Source organism: Clostridium bowmanii (genome assembly GCF_018861315.1).
GTDB lineage: Bacteria > Bacillota > Clostridia > Clostridiales > Clostridiaceae > Clostridium_AD > Clostridium_AD bowmanii.
The window spans coordinates 37,043-53,547 of record NZ_JAHLDL010000013.1 but is presented as its reverse complement, the minus strand read 5'-3'; the positions used below and the strand labels follow the sequence as shown (position 1 = coordinate 53,547).

21 protein-coding genes are annotated in these 16,505 nt (G+C 30.2%); 16 read left to right on the top strand and 5 right to left on the bottom strand.

Annotated elements, in window-relative coordinates; genetic code table 11:
• Positions 1–197 precede the first annotated feature (197 nt).
• The 5 genes from KPL51_RS10530 (at position 198) to KPL51_RS10510 (ending at position 4,295) form a co-directional block, all read left to right on the top strand.
• Complete coding sequence (locus tag KPL51_RS10530; protein ID WP_216160702.1) at positions 198–551, top strand: hypothetical protein; 354 nt, start codon at positions 198–200, stop codon at positions 549–551.
• A complete protein-coding gene (locus tag KPL51_RS10525) occupies positions 541–1,731 on the top strand; it encodes a cation:proton antiporter (RefSeq protein ID WP_216160698.1) in 1,191 nt (396 codons plus the stop codon). The genes KPL51_RS10530 and KPL51_RS10525 overlap by 11 nt, the downstream gene beginning before the upstream one ends.
• A gap of 77 nt (positions 1,732–1,808) precedes the next feature.
• Positions 1,809–2,318 (top strand): amidase domain-containing protein, encoded by a 510-nt coding sequence (locus KPL51_RS10520; RefSeq protein WP_216160695.1) that lies wholly within the window; start codon positions 1,809–1,811, stop codon positions 2,316–2,318.
• Positions 2,319–2,418: 100 nt separating this feature from the next.
• Positions 2,419–3,597, top strand: a complete 1,179-nt coding sequence (locus KPL51_RS10515; RefSeq protein WP_216160692.1) for an MFS transporter — start codon at positions 2,419–2,421, stop codon at positions 3,595–3,597.
• Positions 3,598–3,803: 206 nt separating this feature from the next.
• Positions 3,804–4,295: a prolyl-tRNA synthetase associated domain-containing protein gene (locus KPL51_RS10510; protein ID WP_216160689.1), complete on the top strand. Its 492-nt coding sequence runs from the start codon at positions 3,804–3,806 to the stop codon at positions 4,293–4,295.
• Positions 4,296–4,364: 69 nt separating this feature from the next.
• Here the strand turns inward: KPL51_RS10510 and KPL51_RS10505 are convergent, their stop codons facing one another.
• Together KPL51_RS10505 and KPL51_RS10500 are read right to left on the bottom strand one after the other, a co-directional pair.
• The gene (locus KPL51_RS10505; RefSeq protein ID WP_216160686.1) at positions 4,365–4,577 is read right to left on the bottom strand and encodes a hypothetical protein; all 213 of its coding nucleotides are present in this window, start codon (positions 4,575–4,577) and stop codon (positions 4,365–4,367) included.
• Between the two features lie 306 nt (positions 4,578–4,883).
• Positions 4,884–5,399 (bottom strand): DUF2628 domain-containing protein, encoded by a 516-nt coding sequence (locus KPL51_RS10500; RefSeq protein ID WP_216160683.1) that lies wholly within the window; start codon positions 5,397–5,399, stop codon positions 4,884–4,886.
• A 436-nt stretch (positions 5,400–5,835) separates the two neighbouring features.
• On the opposite strand from KPL51_RS10500, the gene KPL51_RS10495 reads away from it, so the two are divergent.
• On the top strand, positions 5,836–7,554 hold the full coding sequence (locus KPL51_RS10495; protein ID WP_216160680.1) for a methyl-accepting chemotaxis protein: 1,719 nt from the start codon (positions 5,836–5,838) through the stop codon (positions 7,552–7,554).
• Between the two features lie 168 nt (positions 7,555–7,722).
• Here the strand turns inward: KPL51_RS10495 and KPL51_RS10490 are convergent, their stop codons facing one another.
• Complete coding sequence (locus KPL51_RS10490) at positions 7,723–8,163, bottom strand: GNAT family N-acetyltransferase (protein ID WP_216160677.1); 441 nt, start codon at positions 8,161–8,163, stop codon at positions 7,723–7,725.
• Between the two features lie 331 nt (positions 8,164–8,494).
• Between KPL51_RS10490 and KPL51_RS10485 the strand changes: the two genes are divergently transcribed.
• The 4 genes from KPL51_RS10485 to KPL51_RS10470 all read left to right on the top strand — a co-directional run bounded on the left by KPL51_RS10485 (position 8,495) and on the right by KPL51_RS10470 (position 11,092).
• On the top strand, positions 8,495–8,956 hold the full coding sequence (locus KPL51_RS10485; protein ID WP_216160674.1) for a hypothetical protein: 462 nt from the start codon (positions 8,495–8,497) through the stop codon (positions 8,954–8,956).
• A 5-nt stretch (positions 8,957–8,961) separates the two neighbouring features.
• A complete protein-coding gene (locus KPL51_RS10480; RefSeq protein ID WP_216160671.1) occupies positions 8,962–9,381 on the top strand; it encodes an HIT family protein in 420 nt (139 codons plus the stop codon).
• Between the two features lie 24 nt (positions 9,382–9,405).
• The gene (locus KPL51_RS10475; protein WP_216160668.1) at positions 9,406–10,665 is read left to right on the top strand and encodes an MFS transporter; all 1,260 of its coding nucleotides are present in this window, start codon (positions 9,406–9,408) and stop codon (positions 10,663–10,665) included.
• A gap of 106 nt (positions 10,666–10,771) precedes the next feature.
• A complete protein-coding gene (locus tag KPL51_RS10470; protein ID WP_216160665.1) occupies positions 10,772–11,092 on the top strand; it encodes a hypothetical protein in 321 nt (106 codons plus the stop codon).
• A gap of 201 nt (positions 11,093–11,293) precedes the next feature.
• Here the strand turns inward: KPL51_RS10470 and KPL51_RS10465 are convergent, their stop codons facing one another.
• Positions 11,294–11,728 (bottom strand): putative immunity protein, encoded by a 435-nt coding sequence (locus tag KPL51_RS10465; RefSeq protein ID WP_216160662.1) that lies wholly within the window; start codon positions 11,726–11,728, stop codon positions 11,294–11,296.
• Positions 11,729–11,980: 252 nt separating this feature from the next.
• Between KPL51_RS10465 and KPL51_RS10460 the strand changes: the two genes are divergently transcribed.
• The 3 genes from KPL51_RS10460 (at position 11,981) to KPL51_RS10450 (ending at position 14,227) form a co-directional block, all read left to right on the top strand.
• Complete coding sequence (locus KPL51_RS10460) at positions 11,981–13,417, top strand: PH domain-containing protein (protein WP_216160659.1); 1,437 nt, start codon at positions 11,981–11,983, stop codon at positions 13,415–13,417.
• Positions 13,418–13,522: 105 nt separating this feature from the next.
• A complete protein-coding gene (locus KPL51_RS10455) occupies positions 13,523–13,945 on the top strand; it encodes a hypothetical protein (RefSeq protein ID WP_216160656.1) in 423 nt (140 codons plus the stop codon).
• Positions 13,946–14,068: 123 nt separating this feature from the next.
• Positions 14,069–14,227, top strand: a complete 159-nt coding sequence (locus tag KPL51_RS10450; protein WP_216160653.1) for a hypothetical protein — start codon at positions 14,069–14,071, stop codon at positions 14,225–14,227.
• Between the two features lie 57 nt (positions 14,228–14,284).
• Here the strand turns inward: KPL51_RS10450 and KPL51_RS10445 are convergent, their stop codons facing one another.
• Positions 14,285–14,863, bottom strand: coding sequence for a C40 family peptidase (locus tag KPL51_RS10445; RefSeq protein ID WP_216160650.1), 579 nt, complete (start codon positions 14,861–14,863; stop codon positions 14,285–14,287).
• A gap of 334 nt (positions 14,864–15,197) precedes the next feature.
• Here KPL51_RS10445 and KPL51_RS10440 point away from each other — a divergent pair, with 334 nt between their 5' ends.
• The 3 genes from KPL51_RS10440 to KPL51_RS10430 all read left to right on the top strand — a co-directional run bounded on the left by KPL51_RS10440 (position 15,198) and on the right by KPL51_RS10430 (position 16,329).
• Positions 15,198–15,353 (top strand): hypothetical protein, encoded by a 156-nt coding sequence (locus KPL51_RS10440; RefSeq protein ID WP_216160647.1) that lies wholly within the window; start codon positions 15,198–15,200, stop codon positions 15,351–15,353.
• Between the two features lie 129 nt (positions 15,354–15,482).
• A complete protein-coding gene (locus tag KPL51_RS10435) occupies positions 15,483–15,827 on the top strand; it encodes a DUF2628 domain-containing protein (protein ID WP_216160644.1) in 345 nt (114 codons plus the stop codon).
• 31 nt (positions 15,828–15,858) lie between these two features.
• Positions 15,859–16,329 carry a TM2 domain-containing protein gene (locus tag KPL51_RS10430; RefSeq protein ID WP_216160641.1) on the top strand — a complete coding sequence of 157 codons (471 nt, stop codon included), beginning with the start codon at positions 15,859–15,861 and terminating at the stop codon, positions 16,327–16,329.
• Positions 16,330–16,505 lie beyond the last annotated feature (176 nt).

The following is a 16,505-nucleotide window of genomic DNA, read 5'->3' as shown; positions in this document are numbered from 1 at the left end:
CTATATCGAGTAAAATCGACATGAATTTGTAAAATAACAATAAAAGGAATATACTTATTGTATTAAGTAAAATTAGAACGAGCTAACAAGACCAAATAGTATACGGCTTTCATAAATACAAAAAATAGAAGGTGAGGTGAATACTGGTTTCTAAACTTAAATATTCAGATATGTTTAGGTTTAAGAAACCAGGAAATATGAAACTATTTTTCTTTATATTAAATAAAACAGAAAAATTAGATGCAGTCTTAACTGAGCTTGCCAGGATTGACATCAGTGGAGCAACTGTTTTGGACAGCATGGGTATGGCTAGATTATTAAGTGAAGAGCATGATGAAGGTGAAATCCCTTTTTTAGGATCTCTTAGAGCATTTTTAAACCCTGAAAGAGAAAAAAGCAAGGTAATATTTGCTGTTATTCAGGAACGGAAGATTCCTGAAGCTGTCATTGCTATTGAGTCTGTTGTTGGAGACCTTTCACAAGAGAATACTGGTGTAGTTTTTAGTGTGCCAATTGATTTTACGAAGGGACTTAGGAAAATTGGAGAGTAAGATAATTATTGAAGTTGCTATAATGCTGTTTGCCGGAATAGGTTTTGGTAGACTTGCTAAATTTGTTAAACTTCCCAATGTAACTGGTTATCTGATTGCTGGACTTTTATTAGGCCCATCCTTTTTTAACTTTCTTCCCGTTAATATGGTTAACAGTTTTTCTGTTATATCTTCTATAGCATTGGGTTTTATTGCGTTTTCAATCGGAAGCGAATTCAATTTAGCATATTTCAAAAAAGTTGGAATTTCTCCTGTGATAATAGCTATAACAGAGTCTTTTGGAGCGATTATATTGGTAACTGGAACTTTAATTATTTTTGGTTTTGATGCAAAACTTTCAATTTTATTAGGAGCAATTGCAGCAGCTACTGCGCCAGCTCAAACTATAATGGTTATAAATCAATATAAGGCTAAAGGATCGTTAACATCAATGCTTATGAGTGTTGTTGCCATTGATGATGCGGTTGCACTTATAGGATTTGGATTTGCAACTACTATAGTAGAAATGATGTCATCTAGTCTAAATACTAATATTTTCATATCAATATTAACTCCCATATATTCAATAGTGATATCCTTTATTTTGGGTGGAGTAGGGAGTATCCTCATGAAGTTAATATTTCGATGGTTTAAAAAATCATCAAATAGACTTTGTATTATTTTTGCATTTATCTTAATCACCTACTGGGTAGCAGAATCAGTTAATGGTTCGCCTTTGCTAGCTTGTATGGCACTTGGTGGTGTGCTTGTTAATATCTATGAAGATATTGAGAGTGTTATTAAAATTACGGATTCCTTTTCCCCGCCAATTTTCATGATATTTTTTGTTGTTTCTGGAGCTGGGTTTGAAATTTCTGCACTTAGCGGAATAGGAGTTATTGGACTTTTATATGTTGTTGTGCGTGTTATTGGTAAAATGCTAGGGGCTTGGCTTGGTGGAAAGATTACTAAACAAGAGGAGAAAATATGCAAATATTTAGGACCTACACTTATGCCTCAAGCAGGTGTTGCTTTAGGATTAATTGTAGTAGCCGGTAATCTCATACCAGAATATGCAGCACAAATCCGTGTTATTATACTATGTTCTACATTTATATACTCAATAATAGGACCAGTTGCTGCAAAGATTGCACTAGAGAAATCTGGTGAAATCATAGTTCCAAAGAAAATAAAAAGTTAAATTTATTTTAAATTAACTGGAAACAATCTATATGATTAGCATAATATATTTTAATAAAAATTTTTGAGGAGTAAATTATGCTAAATAAATATAATAGAATAGAAGCTGCGGATTATGCTATAAAATATGCCCTTGAGCCAAATAAAAAATATAAATATCTTTCAGTTATAAATGAAGACGGTGGGGATTGTACTAATTTTGTTTCCCAATGCTTAAATTCAGGGGGAGCACCCATGGATTACAATATTATTAGACCATGGTGGTATGACATAAAACAGAATAAAGGTTCAGTCTGTTGGACTGTTGCTCACTCCTTATATTGGTATTTAAAAGTAAATCAAAGGATAAATAGAAATGTGATTAAAGGTTTAGAAGTGGAGGATATAGCAAAGCTTGAAATTGGGGATTTGATATTTTATGAGAACCACCATAATACTATTTTTCATGCTGCAATAATAACTTCATTTATTGAAACTTCTGGGAGTAGAGAACCTCGTATATCACAACACACATATGATCAACTTAATGAGACTTACAAAAAGGACTATGATTATAAAAAAATGCATTTTCTTAAAATTATAATATAATAAAGGCAGGGATATTCCCTGCCTTTATTATATGTGAATAACCCAAGTTGTAAAATAAATATATGAATTTATTCAGTGAGAAACTGAAAATGGGGGTATTATGTTAACATTACTTTTGATTATTATTTATTTGGCATTTATTAGCCTGGGGTTACCTGATTCAATATTAGGCTCCGCATGGCCTGCTATGCAGACTGATTTATCTGTAGGATTGTCTAGTGCCGGAATAATATTCATGATTATTTCTGGAGGAACAATTATTTCAAGTTTACTCAGCGGTAAATTAATCAAACACTTTGGAACAGGAAAAGTGACATTTATTAGTGTAACCATGACGGCTCTTGCTTTATTTGGCTTCTCAGTTTCGAATTCTTTTATATGGTTATGTTTAATGGCTATACCCTTAGGACTTGGTGGTGGGTCAGTTGATGCAGCATTAAATAATTTTGTAGCATTACATTATAAGTCTAAACATATGAGCTGGCTTCATTGTTTTTGGGGAATTGGTGCAACTTTAGGTCCAGTTATTATGTCTTTATATATATCAAAAAACAATCAGTGGAAAAAAGGATACTTTACAATTTTTATAATCCAGATTTGTTTGGTAGTTGTGCTTTTTATAACATTATCATTATGGAACAAGATTGAAATAAAATGTGATAAAACTGATGAAAATGAGAAAAGTAATGATAATATCAGTGCTTTAAAATTGCCTGGTGTTAAATTGGCCTTGGTTTCTTTTGTATTTTACTGTGCCACAGAAAGTACAGCAGGATTATGGGGAAGCAGTTATCTAGTGAACTATAAAGGGTTATCTGCTGGCGAGGCTGCAAGATGGATTTCTCTATTTTATGCGGGAATTACCTTAGGACGCTTACTATCTGGGTTTCTTACAATGAAATTTAATAATAGAAAACTAATTAGACTAGGACAAGTTCTTTGTATTATAGGAGCAATTTCGTTGTTATTACCTCTACCGATTTATTTCTCAATGATTGGATTAATTCTTTTGGGGCTTGGTTGTGCACCAATTTATCCTTGTATGCTCCATGAAACACCGAAACGTTTTGGAAAGAGTGCGTCACAATCTATTATGGGATTACAAATGGGGTTTGCGTACATGGGAAGTATGTTTATGCCACCTCTTTTAGGATTTATTGCTTATAAAAGTAGTATTGCAATTTTTCCGTATTTTTTACTGTGCTGTATATTAATTATGTTGATGGGTTCTGAGAAAATCAACAGATTTATAAGCAAACCCAAGCTATATAAATACTAAATTAATAGGCTATTAACAATAGATGAAAGTCAATTTTCTTTAAATTATATTACAAAATGGCTGGAATTTTTCCTGTTTTTATTAATATGTTGTATAATTAGATAAGGATACAATTTATTAGAAAGAGTTAGCCTTTGAGGAAATAGTAAAAACACTGTTTAAGAAATATTTTTACTGTAAATAATAATATAGTAGGGGATGTTGAAATGTCAGATAATGAAAACAAGGTATATGAAGTCCTTAAAGAATTGAACATTAATTTTGAAAAAAGAGAACATCCAGCTGTATTCACATGTGAAGAGGCGGAAGAGTTTACTGGGGATATGAAAGGTGTACATACTAAAAATTTATTCCTTAGAAATTATAAAGGCAATCATCATTATCTAATTGTTACAAAAGATAGTAAAACATTGAATATTAAAGAATTTGAGAAAAAAATAGGCGAAAAAAATATGGGTTTTGCTTCTAAAGAACGTTTAATGAAATATTTAGGATTAACACCAGGGGGTGTTAGTATATTTGGGTTAATTAATGATGAAACCAATGCTGTAAAATTAATTGTTGACAAAAGTATTTTGGAAAATGAATTCATTAATTCTCATCCTAATGTTAATACTGCCACATTGAATTTATCCGTTGTTGATTTAAAGAAATTTATAAAATGGAGTGGAAATGAATTCGAATTTATGGAAATCTGATAAATATTGTATTAAAAAAGTAGTTAAGATATATATCTTAACTACTTTTTTATTTGGGGAATATTAATTTTATATTGATTGAGCTATATTGTATTTTATATTATTTTCGTTTTTTAAAGCTAATTTTCTAAAATGTTCTTTTAATCCTTCTTTAAAATTATTATCCATGTCAATTTTCTTTTCGTTTTTATAATGCTCATTTTTATTTATTATTTTATCTTCATTCTCTTTCATATATCTATATAAAATCGTACTTAATTTTTCACCTTTGTTGTTATTCATATATCACATCTCCATAAAAAATAATTAGTGCATTAAATTTAACTTATGCACTTATTATACACTATATTACACTAAACGACAAAGTATTTATTTTTTTTTATGATTAATTTAGTATAATGTATATTATAATAACTTTTAGTTTCGTTTTTTTAAACTATACAATGAAAAAAGTAACAATTTGTAAGAAAATGAGTATAAATATGTATATAATATTAAAATAAGGCAGAAAATATCCCTGCCTCTATCTATTATGATAATAATAATTTATTAATCTATGACTCTCTAAATGATAATGCTAATGATGAATTAAATAATACTTGTAATAATAACTTCAATGCCATAACTTAAAAAGGCATATCCAGTCATCATTAGAAAGGCGATCCCAACTCCACCCCAACTTCCGTTGCCGGCTTTTATTATTTCTTGATTAAGATTCTCAGAATATTGATTATTCATTTTAATTTTGGCTATTTTCTTCTTCATATAATTAAAATAAAAAGTATTTCCTAGAATACCTAATGCTATTGAAGAAGCCAATGAAAAACCTCTATTAAAATTGAATTTAATGAAAAGCTGGGTTACATCAATTACAATAAAAGCACAAAGAAAATACAAAATTATAGAATACATTTTTCTGTATCCTAACCAAAATGTACCACAAAGGCATGAAGCCCAATTCCATCCTGATTTTTTATCAGGTGCTTTAGAAGATTTCCATTTATCAAGGTAATAATCAGAATTTTTCCCAACAAAGAGTTTTGCTTCCTCCTCATTAAATCCTTCAAATGGTTTTTTTTCAATTTCTTTATAAGCGTTTTCCATGTTAATCCTCGCCCCTCCTAAATATATTGCGATGTTTTTCTTTAGATATTCTATTAGTATACACCATTTCTTGGATTAAAACTAAATATGGGCTGCTTGTGGTAGTGAAGAGTATTTTAAAATCTATTACTTATTCGAATGGGTCAAAAAATTATTAAAAATTTATTTAGCATACACTTGTCGAAAAAAAGGACATTACGTCTATAAGTTTGTTAAAAAAAATACAAAATAAAGTTGAATTATGATATAAATAAGGTTAAAATAAAATATGGTGTAAAATTGTAAATGATTCAAATAATGACAGGTTGAAACGGGGGCATCAATTGAAAAAATTAAAAGAATACAGATATGATAATCCAAGGCTATTATTATAGCAAACCACTTTTTATAAATGATCTTGAAGCATATATTATGAAAACAGAGGGGAAGCGTTAACGTGAATTTTTTTAAAAATCTAACTGTAAGGAAAAAACTTGTATCAGTATTTTCAGTAGTCTGTATTTTTATAATTTTAATAGGAGTAGAGGGGATAGTAAGTTCAGCCAAAATAAATGAGGGTTCTAAGGCTATATATAGTAATAATTTAGTATCCATTAAAGATTTGGAAGAAATCAAAGGAAATCTAAATGGAATTAGCTCGGATACACTTAAAATCGTTTTTGAAAGGGATAGATCAAAATTAGACGAGCAACTAAAGAATATAGATAAATTAGTAAATGACAATGTAAAATATGATAAGGAATATAGCAATCTAGCTACAACATCCATAGAAGAAGACAAGATTTATGAGGATTTCAACACTGATTTAGTAAAATATAAAGAAGTAGGTGTTAAAGTCATTGAGCTTGTAAAATCTAATAACTATGAGGACGCAGTTAAAGTTTTCAATTCAGAACTTGAGGTAATAAGAATTTCTATGCTTGAAAAAGCAGAAAAATGTATTGCTATAAATAATCAATCGGCGCAGCAGGTAAATTCAAATAATATAGCTCAATTTAACAAGGCTAAGAATGCAATTATAATTTATACAGCAATGGCATTTTTAATTATAATTCTTTTGGCTTACATATTAACTAAAAATATAATATATCCATTAAATAAAATAAAGGACCTAGCAGTTAGGTTATCTAGCTATGACCTTTCTGGAACAATGAGTATTACAAGAAAAGACGAATTTGGACAAACAGGTCTTGCGTTAAATACTGCACAGGAGAATATTAAAGAACTAATAAAAGAGATAATGAGTAATTCCTCTGATATGAGTGCATCTTCTGAAGAAATTTCTGCTGCGGTTGAGGAAATAACATCTAAGATAGAAATTATAGATAGTTCAACAATGGAAATAAATAGTTCGGCTCAAGAAGCCAGTGCTACATCAGAGGAAATATCTGCATCCGTTGAGGAAGTTAATGCAAGTATGGAGGAGTTATCTTCAAAGGCTATGGAGGGTGGCGATAATGCTTCTCAAATTAAAGATAAAGCAAGAAAAGTTCAAATATATACTAAAAATTCATTGGAGCAAACTAATAGTATTTATGAAGAAAGAGAAAAAAGCATTTTAAGAGCTATAGAAGAGGGAAAAGTTGTAGAGGAAATAAAAATTATGGCTGATGGAATTGCAGCAATAGCAACACAAACCAATTTACTTGCCTTAAATGCAGCTATTGAAGCCGCTAGAGCTGGAGAACAGGGAAAGGGTTTTGCAGTAGTTGCAGATGAAGTAAGAAAGCTTGCAGAAAAATCTTCGGAAACAGTAAATAGCATTCAAGGTACTATAGTAAAAGTACAAGATGCATTTAAGAATTTATCTGAAAATAGCAATGATATACTTAAATTCATTGTAGAAAATATTAAACCTATTTTAATACAATACTCAAAATCTGGAGTGATGTATGGTGAGGATGGAGAATTTGTCAGTGCTATGTCGGAAGAAATTGCATCGATGTCAGAGGAAGTTGAAGCCACAGTAAATCAGATTAGTACGGCAGTTCAAACTCTGGCACAAAACTCACAACTTTCTGCAGAGCATACATCAGATATTCAAATTAATATTGATGAAACCACAAAAGCTATGGAGCAAGTAGCACAAACCTCTCAAATTCAAGCAGAGCTTGCACAAAAACTTAATGAATTGGTATTGAAGTTCAAGATTTAAAGGGGCCTAGGCCTCTTTTTTTAGTCGTAAATTAGATGGAGGAATAATTCTACCCATTCTTATTGACTATTATTATGAAAGTACAAATGAAAAGTTAGGCATTTCAAAAAAAAATCGACATGGCATGTTGAGCCATATCGACCAAAGTGATTTTAGTATATACTTGTCCTACTTAATTTTAAAAACCATAACCTCTTCTTCATCTTCAATTTTACCTGTAAATTCAAAGCCAAAACTAGTATATAGGCCTTTAGCTATTGAATTTTCAGGTGCTTCACTAAGATATACTTGCTGGTAATCATAATTATTGACAATGTATTCAATTATTTTTACCAAGGCTCCCTTGCCATATCCTTTCCCTTGAAACTTTTCATCAATCATAAACCTGCAAATCCAAATTTTTTTGTCATCCACTTCTTCGTTAAGCATAACAAAGCCAACCATAGTTTTATCATTATAAATACACAGGGGTGTGCAATTAGGTTCATATTTTGATTGTGCCAAAGAAAATGAATTAGTTGCTACAAAATTCTTCTGAGTCTTTGCAACCTTTAAACTCACACATTCCATCCAGTTATCAGAGTTTACATCCACTAAAAAAATATTCATATAAAATTCCTCCATTCAATATCTAGTGTGCTTGCTAGTACACTGATTGATTTTTTATAGAAAAACAAGCTATTATCGTAATATTCTGCTTATGTACATTTTACCTCATTAGCTATATAAAATCCACAATTAAATTGACATATTGGACAAAGCTCCTTCTAAATTACTATATTTAAACGGTAACAGAAGAATGTATAAGAATTATCAAATGATTATGTGAGAAATATGGTAAAATAAAATAACAATGTAAGTTAATATATAAATTAATTTTACAAGATAATATAGAAGAAAAAATAATCATAATAATGAGAAAGCTAAAGGGGGGCAAATCATGAAAATTAAAGTTGGTTTATTAAAACAAATATCTTATATTTTACTGCTTGCGATTGGTTCAATGCCCATAAATGGTTGCGATGTGCAATCCAAGCAAGAAATGAAAAGTATTATTAGCAATATTAAGGAATCACCTGAAGTTATAGCTGTAAGGAAGTCTAAAATGGAGGATGGTGTAATCTTGGGTAACCTTATTGATGCTGGCATATCTGATACAGTTTGGAAAATTTATGACCCTGCTGAAGATGGGAATAAGTATGTTACAATCACGGGGAACGTTTTGTATCATGACACCCCGGTAGTTGTAAAAATTCAATATCGGATGTATGATGATGGAAAAATAGTATTTAAGGCTATGGAATATAATGATGTTCCACAAAATGATATTATCACCGCAGCTATGTTTAATTATCTTAATGATGAGTACGATGCTAAACTTAAAACTGAAAATAAAGATTAAAGACCATGGATTCATATCTTAATACCAAAATAAGGAGGACAAGAATAATGTCAGAATGTATATTTTGCGAGTATAGTAAATCAGAAATAATAGTAGAAAATAGATTGACCTATGCTATACTTGATCATTTCCCAGTAAATAATGGTCATTGTTTAATTATACCAAAGAGGCATTTCGCTGATTTTTTTGAGGCAACTGAGGAAGAAATTAAAGCAATATATAGCTTAATGCATGAGGCACGAGAAATGTTTGATATTCAATATGAGCCAGCAGGATATAATATAGGCATAAATGTAGGATCATATGCTGGACAAACCATAAATCATGTACATGTGCACTTAATTCCTAGATATATAGGAGATGTAACTGATCCAAGGGGTGGGGTAAGGAATTTAAAAGAGAGTTTGGTGGAGCATGATGGATAGGCACTTAGTGCTCAGGATAGAGCTATGAGAAAACAACACCCACTAATTTATACCTTAGTGCATCTAAAAGGCAACCCTAGAGCCTGTGTTTATACTGAACCACTATGGGGTATTCCTTTTAATTTATTTGCTCCTTATGTTTCTATATATATGTATACTTTAGGACTAACAGATAGCCAAATTGGTTTTACAGCCAGTATAGGAATGTTTTTTCAAATTATCTTTTCGCTTCTTGGAGGAGTGATTACAGACAAGCTAGGTAGGAAGAAAACTACTTTTATTTTTGACATTTTATCCTGGAGCATTCCCTGCTTAATATGGGCATTTTCAAGAAATTTCTCTCATTTTGTGCTTGCAGCTATTATAAATAGTATTTCACGTGTCACAATGAATTCATGGAGTTGTCTATTAGTTGAGGATTGTGATAAAGAGCAAATTGTTAATATTTATACCTGGGTTTATATATTAGGGTTAGGTGCTGCATTCTTTGCACCACTATCAGGATTTTTTATAGGTAAATTTGAGTTGGTACCAACCGTTAGAGTGCTTTATATTATTTCTTTTTTTATAATGACCTCTAAGTTTTTAATACTCAATAAGTATGCTAAAGAAACAGGTCAAGGCATGATTAGAATGGAAGAAACTAAGCACACAAATATTCCTAACCTACTTAAGGGATATTCCACTGTTTTTATACAAATACTCAAAACTCCAGAAACTTTGCTTACCTTAGGAATTATGCTTATTATGAGTATAATAGGAGTAGTTAATAATACTTTTTGGGCAATTATAGTAACTGAAAGAATTCATATACCAGCTAAATTCATAGGGATGTTTCCATTTATACGCTCCACCATTATGATTATATTCTTCTTTACCTTAGTTCATAAAATTAGAGCCTTAAAATTTAAGAAGCCTTTGATTATTGGATTTTCCTTGTTCATAATAAGCCAAATTCTCTTAATTGTTACCCCAGACAGTGGATATTTTATTCTTATAATAAGTATCATTTTAGAGGCTTGTAGTATATCCTTTATAAGTCCACTTTTGGATTCTATGCAAGTAATTCTTGTAGACCCACAGGAACGAGCTAGAATAATGGCTATATTATATGTAATCGTTGTTGCGTTTACTTCCCCATTTGGATGGATTGCAGGAATTCTTTCGGGCATAGATCGTAGACTTCCATTCACTCTAAATATTTTTCTGTTGCTTCTTGGGATTTTACTGACATATTTTAAATCAGATAAATCGAGGTATAAAGCCTCGCTTAAAAATATATAGAAATTAATTATGGTTTATATATCCATTTTATCTATAATATAGTACAATGAGATAAATGTTTTGTACAAGTAAGTACAGTAGATGTATTTGGGGGGAAGTAATAAAAATGAGTTTTTTATTTAAGGAACAAAAAACTAATAACCCAGTGGAAAAAAGTGAATTTGAGAAAATTGTAAATGTAGATAGATTAATTAGAAAGGAAGCAACCTTTAGAATATTAAATACCACAATTATATATAATGCGGAAGAAGAATATTATTATACATTGGCTACCTGCGTTAATGAAAATAATGTAATAGAAACAATAAGTATAGAAGGCTTTGACATACATGAAAATGTTATAGAGCTAAAAGGTGCATATATTGACTATGCAGAGTATGAAGAAGACTCAGAAATAAACTACACTGGAGTAATATATTATCTGTGATTTTATAAAGGATAGGCACTTAGTGCTTATCTTTTTTGTTGAATTAAATTCTAATTAAGATCTTGTTAAATTTAATTAGAATTTAATTAACACTTAACTCCGGAATCCAGTGATATGCTGGAAACATTGCCTTTGCAGAGTTAAGCCATAGTTAAAAACCTTGTCAAATTTAATTAGATTTACCCTAGTACATTGAATGTACTAGGAATTTTTTCTAAGGTCGAGCAAGTGTTGGTGTTGCCAAGTACGTTCCTTGGAAATGCTGGTGGCGGCATAATTAGCAGCATGAACAGCATGGCCAGCAACGTGGACGGTGGCAGCGGCATGACCAGCAGCACGAGCAACACTGCGAGCAACACCATCATCAGCATCCCTGGCAGCGGCATGAGCTGCAAAAGCAGCACAACGAGCTTCGCTTACAGATATCTTACCATGCACCCATGCACGGCCTGCTTCTATAGCTTTCCTTGGCCTATTATCTTCAGGATATTCTTCCTCAAAATGTGATAGCACATGCTCTGCACAATCAGTAGCCCAGATTACCAAAGTTAGCTGGTCCATCTTATCTGTAAGCTCTGCTATTTCATTCTTTAGGTCCTTATCTTCTTTTTTATCTAAGAAACTCATTTTTCCCATGTTAATCCTCCTAAAATTAGAATAAAGCTAATATAAGTTATATTGTTCTACTAATATTGTAACACCCATAATTGGTTACATCAACATTTGTTCTTAATTCATGCTATTGTCCTAATGTTCTAAATACTATGATAGAATAGGGGTAATAAGATTTTAAATTTAGTGGTTTATAATGGGATGATATTATTAGTAAATAAATACTGAAGTAATATAATATGTTAAATATAAAAAATATTGTTTAGGGGGGAGTAGATGAGAGAACTAAAAAATTCCCACAAGTTTATAATATTTTCAGAAACTTTTAAATTTATAAAAAATATAGTAGTCCCATTTGTTATATTTTTCATATTAATAGTATCAATAGGTTTTAAAGTTTCTGGGAAGTATGGAGGAAATTATACTGTAATTTCAGTAGTAATCATTGCTGTGCTCCTAGTTATTATTTTAGCCACAGTAAGATGGAAGAAAAATGGGTATTATTTAGATGATGATGTTCTGTCTATTAAACATGGAGTTTTTATGACCCATGAGAGAATGGTACCTTTTTCACAAGTACAAAGTGCAGATATATCATCTTCGGTAATACAAAGGTTATTTAATGTGCGCAAACTTGAAATTGATACCGCTAGGGGAGAAGATAGGATTGAAATATCTATTTTATTATCCAAGGAAGAAGCATTAAGAGTTAAAAGCATCATATTTAAAGAAAATAGAAATAGTGCTAACGTTGAAATTATGGAAGGCGCAAATATAAAAAAAATCAATTGTTCAGTAAAAGATTTATTTATGATGTCATTAATGTCTAGTGGTATTTTGGCAGGATTTTTTATGATTATAAACGCTTATTTTAAGATACAGGATATAGCATCTAAAGAGGTTATGAGAAAAGTTCAAGTATTTAGTGAAGATGCAATTAAAGGCATTAATACTACAAGTATGATAAAATATAGAGTAACACTTATTTTTATTATGTTGCTTATTTTATGGATGATATCTGTTATTGCAACTATAATAAAATATTACAAATTTACAGTTATAAGAAATGAAGATAATATTAAACTATCTTATGGATTATTTGATAAAAAAGAAGTAACTATTCCAGTAAAGCAAATTCAAAGTCTAACACTAGTAGAGGGAGTTATTAAAAAGTCATTAGGTTACTTTTCTTTAAAAGTTGACACTGCAGGTTATGGAGAAGTTGGAGAAGGTGGAGGAAGCACTGTGATTTGTCCTAGTGGGAAAAGAGAGGTGATCAATAAGTTCTTTCAGGATATTCTACCAGAAATGAATATAACTTATGACTTAATAAAGTCTCCTAGGGAAGCTTTAATGGGATTTCTTGTATTTAGATTATTAATTGAATGTGTAGTAATGAGCTTAGTAGCTATTTATGTTCCTTATGGATATTATATATTTATATTAGTACCTATTTTAGCGATTTGGCACTATATAAGTTTTATTGACAATGGTTTATATTCGAACAAAGACTTCGTTATCTTGAGATATAGAAATTTATCAAGAAAAACTGTTATAATAAAAAAAGATTGTATTAAGTCAATTCAAAAGGAACAAAACACTCTCCAAAAGAAAAAAGCTATTGCTAAATACAGAGTAATTATACCTGGAGATGGTTTTGGTAAATTATACAGTGTTGGTTATATGGATGAAAATTATGTTGAAGACATTTAAGACAGTTTATAAAACCAATGTAAAGGGAGTAAAATATAATAATTATGTTGCAAGAAAGATGTTAAACTAATTTGTTTTAGAAAATATAGGAGGTACATATGACGTATGAAAGTAGGAAATTTAGTTATAGAAGGAGAAAATATAAGAACAATAAGTGATATTTTATATAATAATCATAATGAATTTAAGCCTCATATTTACAGCGATGGAGATATAAGAATACTTATGAGGGAATCTTACTATGATAGGATTCAATCAACCCTTATGGCAGTTATTATCATGAAGTTTATAAATGACAATAAGGTAAAAATAGAATTGGTTGTTAGTGGGGGAAAGGATGGATTACTTATGTTGAGCTGGGGAGCTGAAAAAAGTGAAAATAGAGGAATGGTATATGAAATAATGAAGGTTTGCAGTGATAATTCATGGGAGATAACAAGTATGAAGCCAGACGATATCAAGGAAACGTTAACTGAATCTACTATAAATAAAATCAAAGAAATAATAAGGAATCCTTTTAAAAAGTAATCGCTTAAGTATATGGTTTATCTATAGGTAAAGTTAAACCCATATAAATTGTGAATTAGATTTAATAATAATTTTCTTATATAATTTTTTATGTTAAAGGTAAAAAATAGGAGGTATTATTATATGAGAGATAAAAAGGTCTTTATCACAATTTTTTGGGCAATATGTATTGCATTAAATATTGTACTTGGAATAATTACTTCAAGTTTAAAATTACCTTTATACTTAGATACAATAGGCAAATTCCGCATATTCTCATGCGGAGTTTATTTTTTTCACTAAAATAATATCTAAATAAATATATTTTGAAATATTAGGAAAGCGGATATGAATAGGTATTTATGGAATACTCAGTCTTTTACCTATTATAAATTTATCTTTATAATATCCAGTTAATTCAGAAATTTTTATAACATCATTTTCTTTCGGAGAATGTATGAACTTATTATTTCCAATATATATACCTACATGAGATACTTCATAGGGTAGAATTGGATTCGTCATAAAAAAAACTAAATCACCTATTTGAAGATTATTTATATTAACAGATGTACCCTTGTTTACCTGATCCATTGTTGTTCTAGGCAAAGATATGCCGAAGTTTTTATAAATATACTGCACAAACCCTGAACAATCAAAACCACCGCTTATATATTTCCCGGTAATATCCGATAGGGCTGGTGTTGTGCCACCCCATAAGTACTGCATTCCTAAAAATGTAGATGAATAGGAGACTAAATCATCTTTATTTATTAATATATCGTATTGAGGGCCATGTGAAACATATTGGGGCTTTTTTAATGGAGTTTCAAAGCTGGAGAAAATAGTGAAAATCATATATATTAGTATTAGTATAGAAAAAACAAAGGTTACAAATCTAAGATTTATTGAAGGTCTTTTTTTAAAGGTTGTTCTCATTATTTATCCCCCTGTAGTGATCAAAAATATCTTATAATAAACTACTATAAAAGTTCTAATAATATTCTATAATGTATATAAAAATTCATTTGAGTTTTATTAGAATCTTGTAAAACTTAACAAGAATTTATTTAAATTTAACAATAAAGTTACAATGCACAGAGGTATGATTGGTATATATTGGTATGTATTAGATCAAAATAAGGCTATATATTGAATACTGTAGTATAATGAAAATATACGATGGCTTATATGTGTTTTAACAATTTTAATATATCAATTGCAACATGCTTTCGGATACAAACATAGATAATATAGAGAGGAAGGTGATAGTATGAATAAATTAAAACAAAATAAAGATATGGATACTAGTTATAGTCAATCACAAGACACAAACAAATTGGTACACCATCAGTGGAAATTTGTTGTTTATCAAATTATTGCTCTTATTATAATTCTAAGTGGGGTTATTAAAATTGCATCCAAATAATTTCTATAATGTATCCTATTAAGCGCTGCAAGCACTAATTGTTTGTGGCGCTTTTATTTTATTGTGACTAATGGTCATAACTTAAGCATTTTTAGTTAAGATAAGTAAATTTGCGAGTAAATAAGAAAATTGTCGAAAAAACACATACTTAGAACCCCTTTTACTGCAGAAGTGATTTTCATAAACAATACTGCAAAGTTAGATGTATATCAAGAAGAGTTCCGTAAGATAGGAGAAAGCAACGAAACATATAAAGGAAAGTGGAATTGGAGTGCATTCTTTTTTTCATGGATTTGTGGATTTACAAAGGGATTATGGGGATTGTCTTTAGCGAGTTTAGCAGTGAATATTTTATTAACTAGTATGGATGTAACATGGATAGGTCTAGGACTCTCTATATATTGGGGTATAAGGGGTAATTATTGTTATTACAATTTAGAAAAAAACAAGACACAGTTTCCTAGTAAATTTTAGTTAGAATAAATATTTTGAAGGAGAGATTTCAATGAGTGAAAAGAAATGCCCAGCCTGTGGAGCGTCAATTGATTTAAATGCAACAGAATGTAAATACTGTGGCGAATCTATAGCCGCTCAGTCTGCACAACACCAAGTACAACAAACACAGCAATACCAATCACCACAGCCACCACAAGCACCACAATACCAATCCCAACAGTACCAATCTCCACAAGCACCACAATATCAGGAGCAGCAGTATCAATCACAACAAGCACCGCTTATGTATAATCCAGCAGGTTTTCCTGTTAAATATAAAAGTAAAACTACTGCTGGATTACTTGCCATTTTTCTTGGGGGTTTGGGAATACATAAATTTTATTTAGGCAAAAATGGAAAAGAAATTCTATATTTAGTATTTTGTTGGACTTATATACCAGCTCTAATTGGATTTGTTGAAGGAATTATGTATCTATCATCAAGTGATGAAAATTTTTACAACAAGTATGTTAATCGTTAAGTAATTATTGCCTTCTTTTAAACAAAAAAGCTGTGAATTGTTTATTCGCAGCTTTTTTAATTTAATTATAATTTAATGAATTTTAATAAGATTTTAACAAGAATTTAATTAACAGTTAACAAGGATATATACTAATCCACCGAAACTAAATACTTTTATTGAGTTAAGTTACGGTT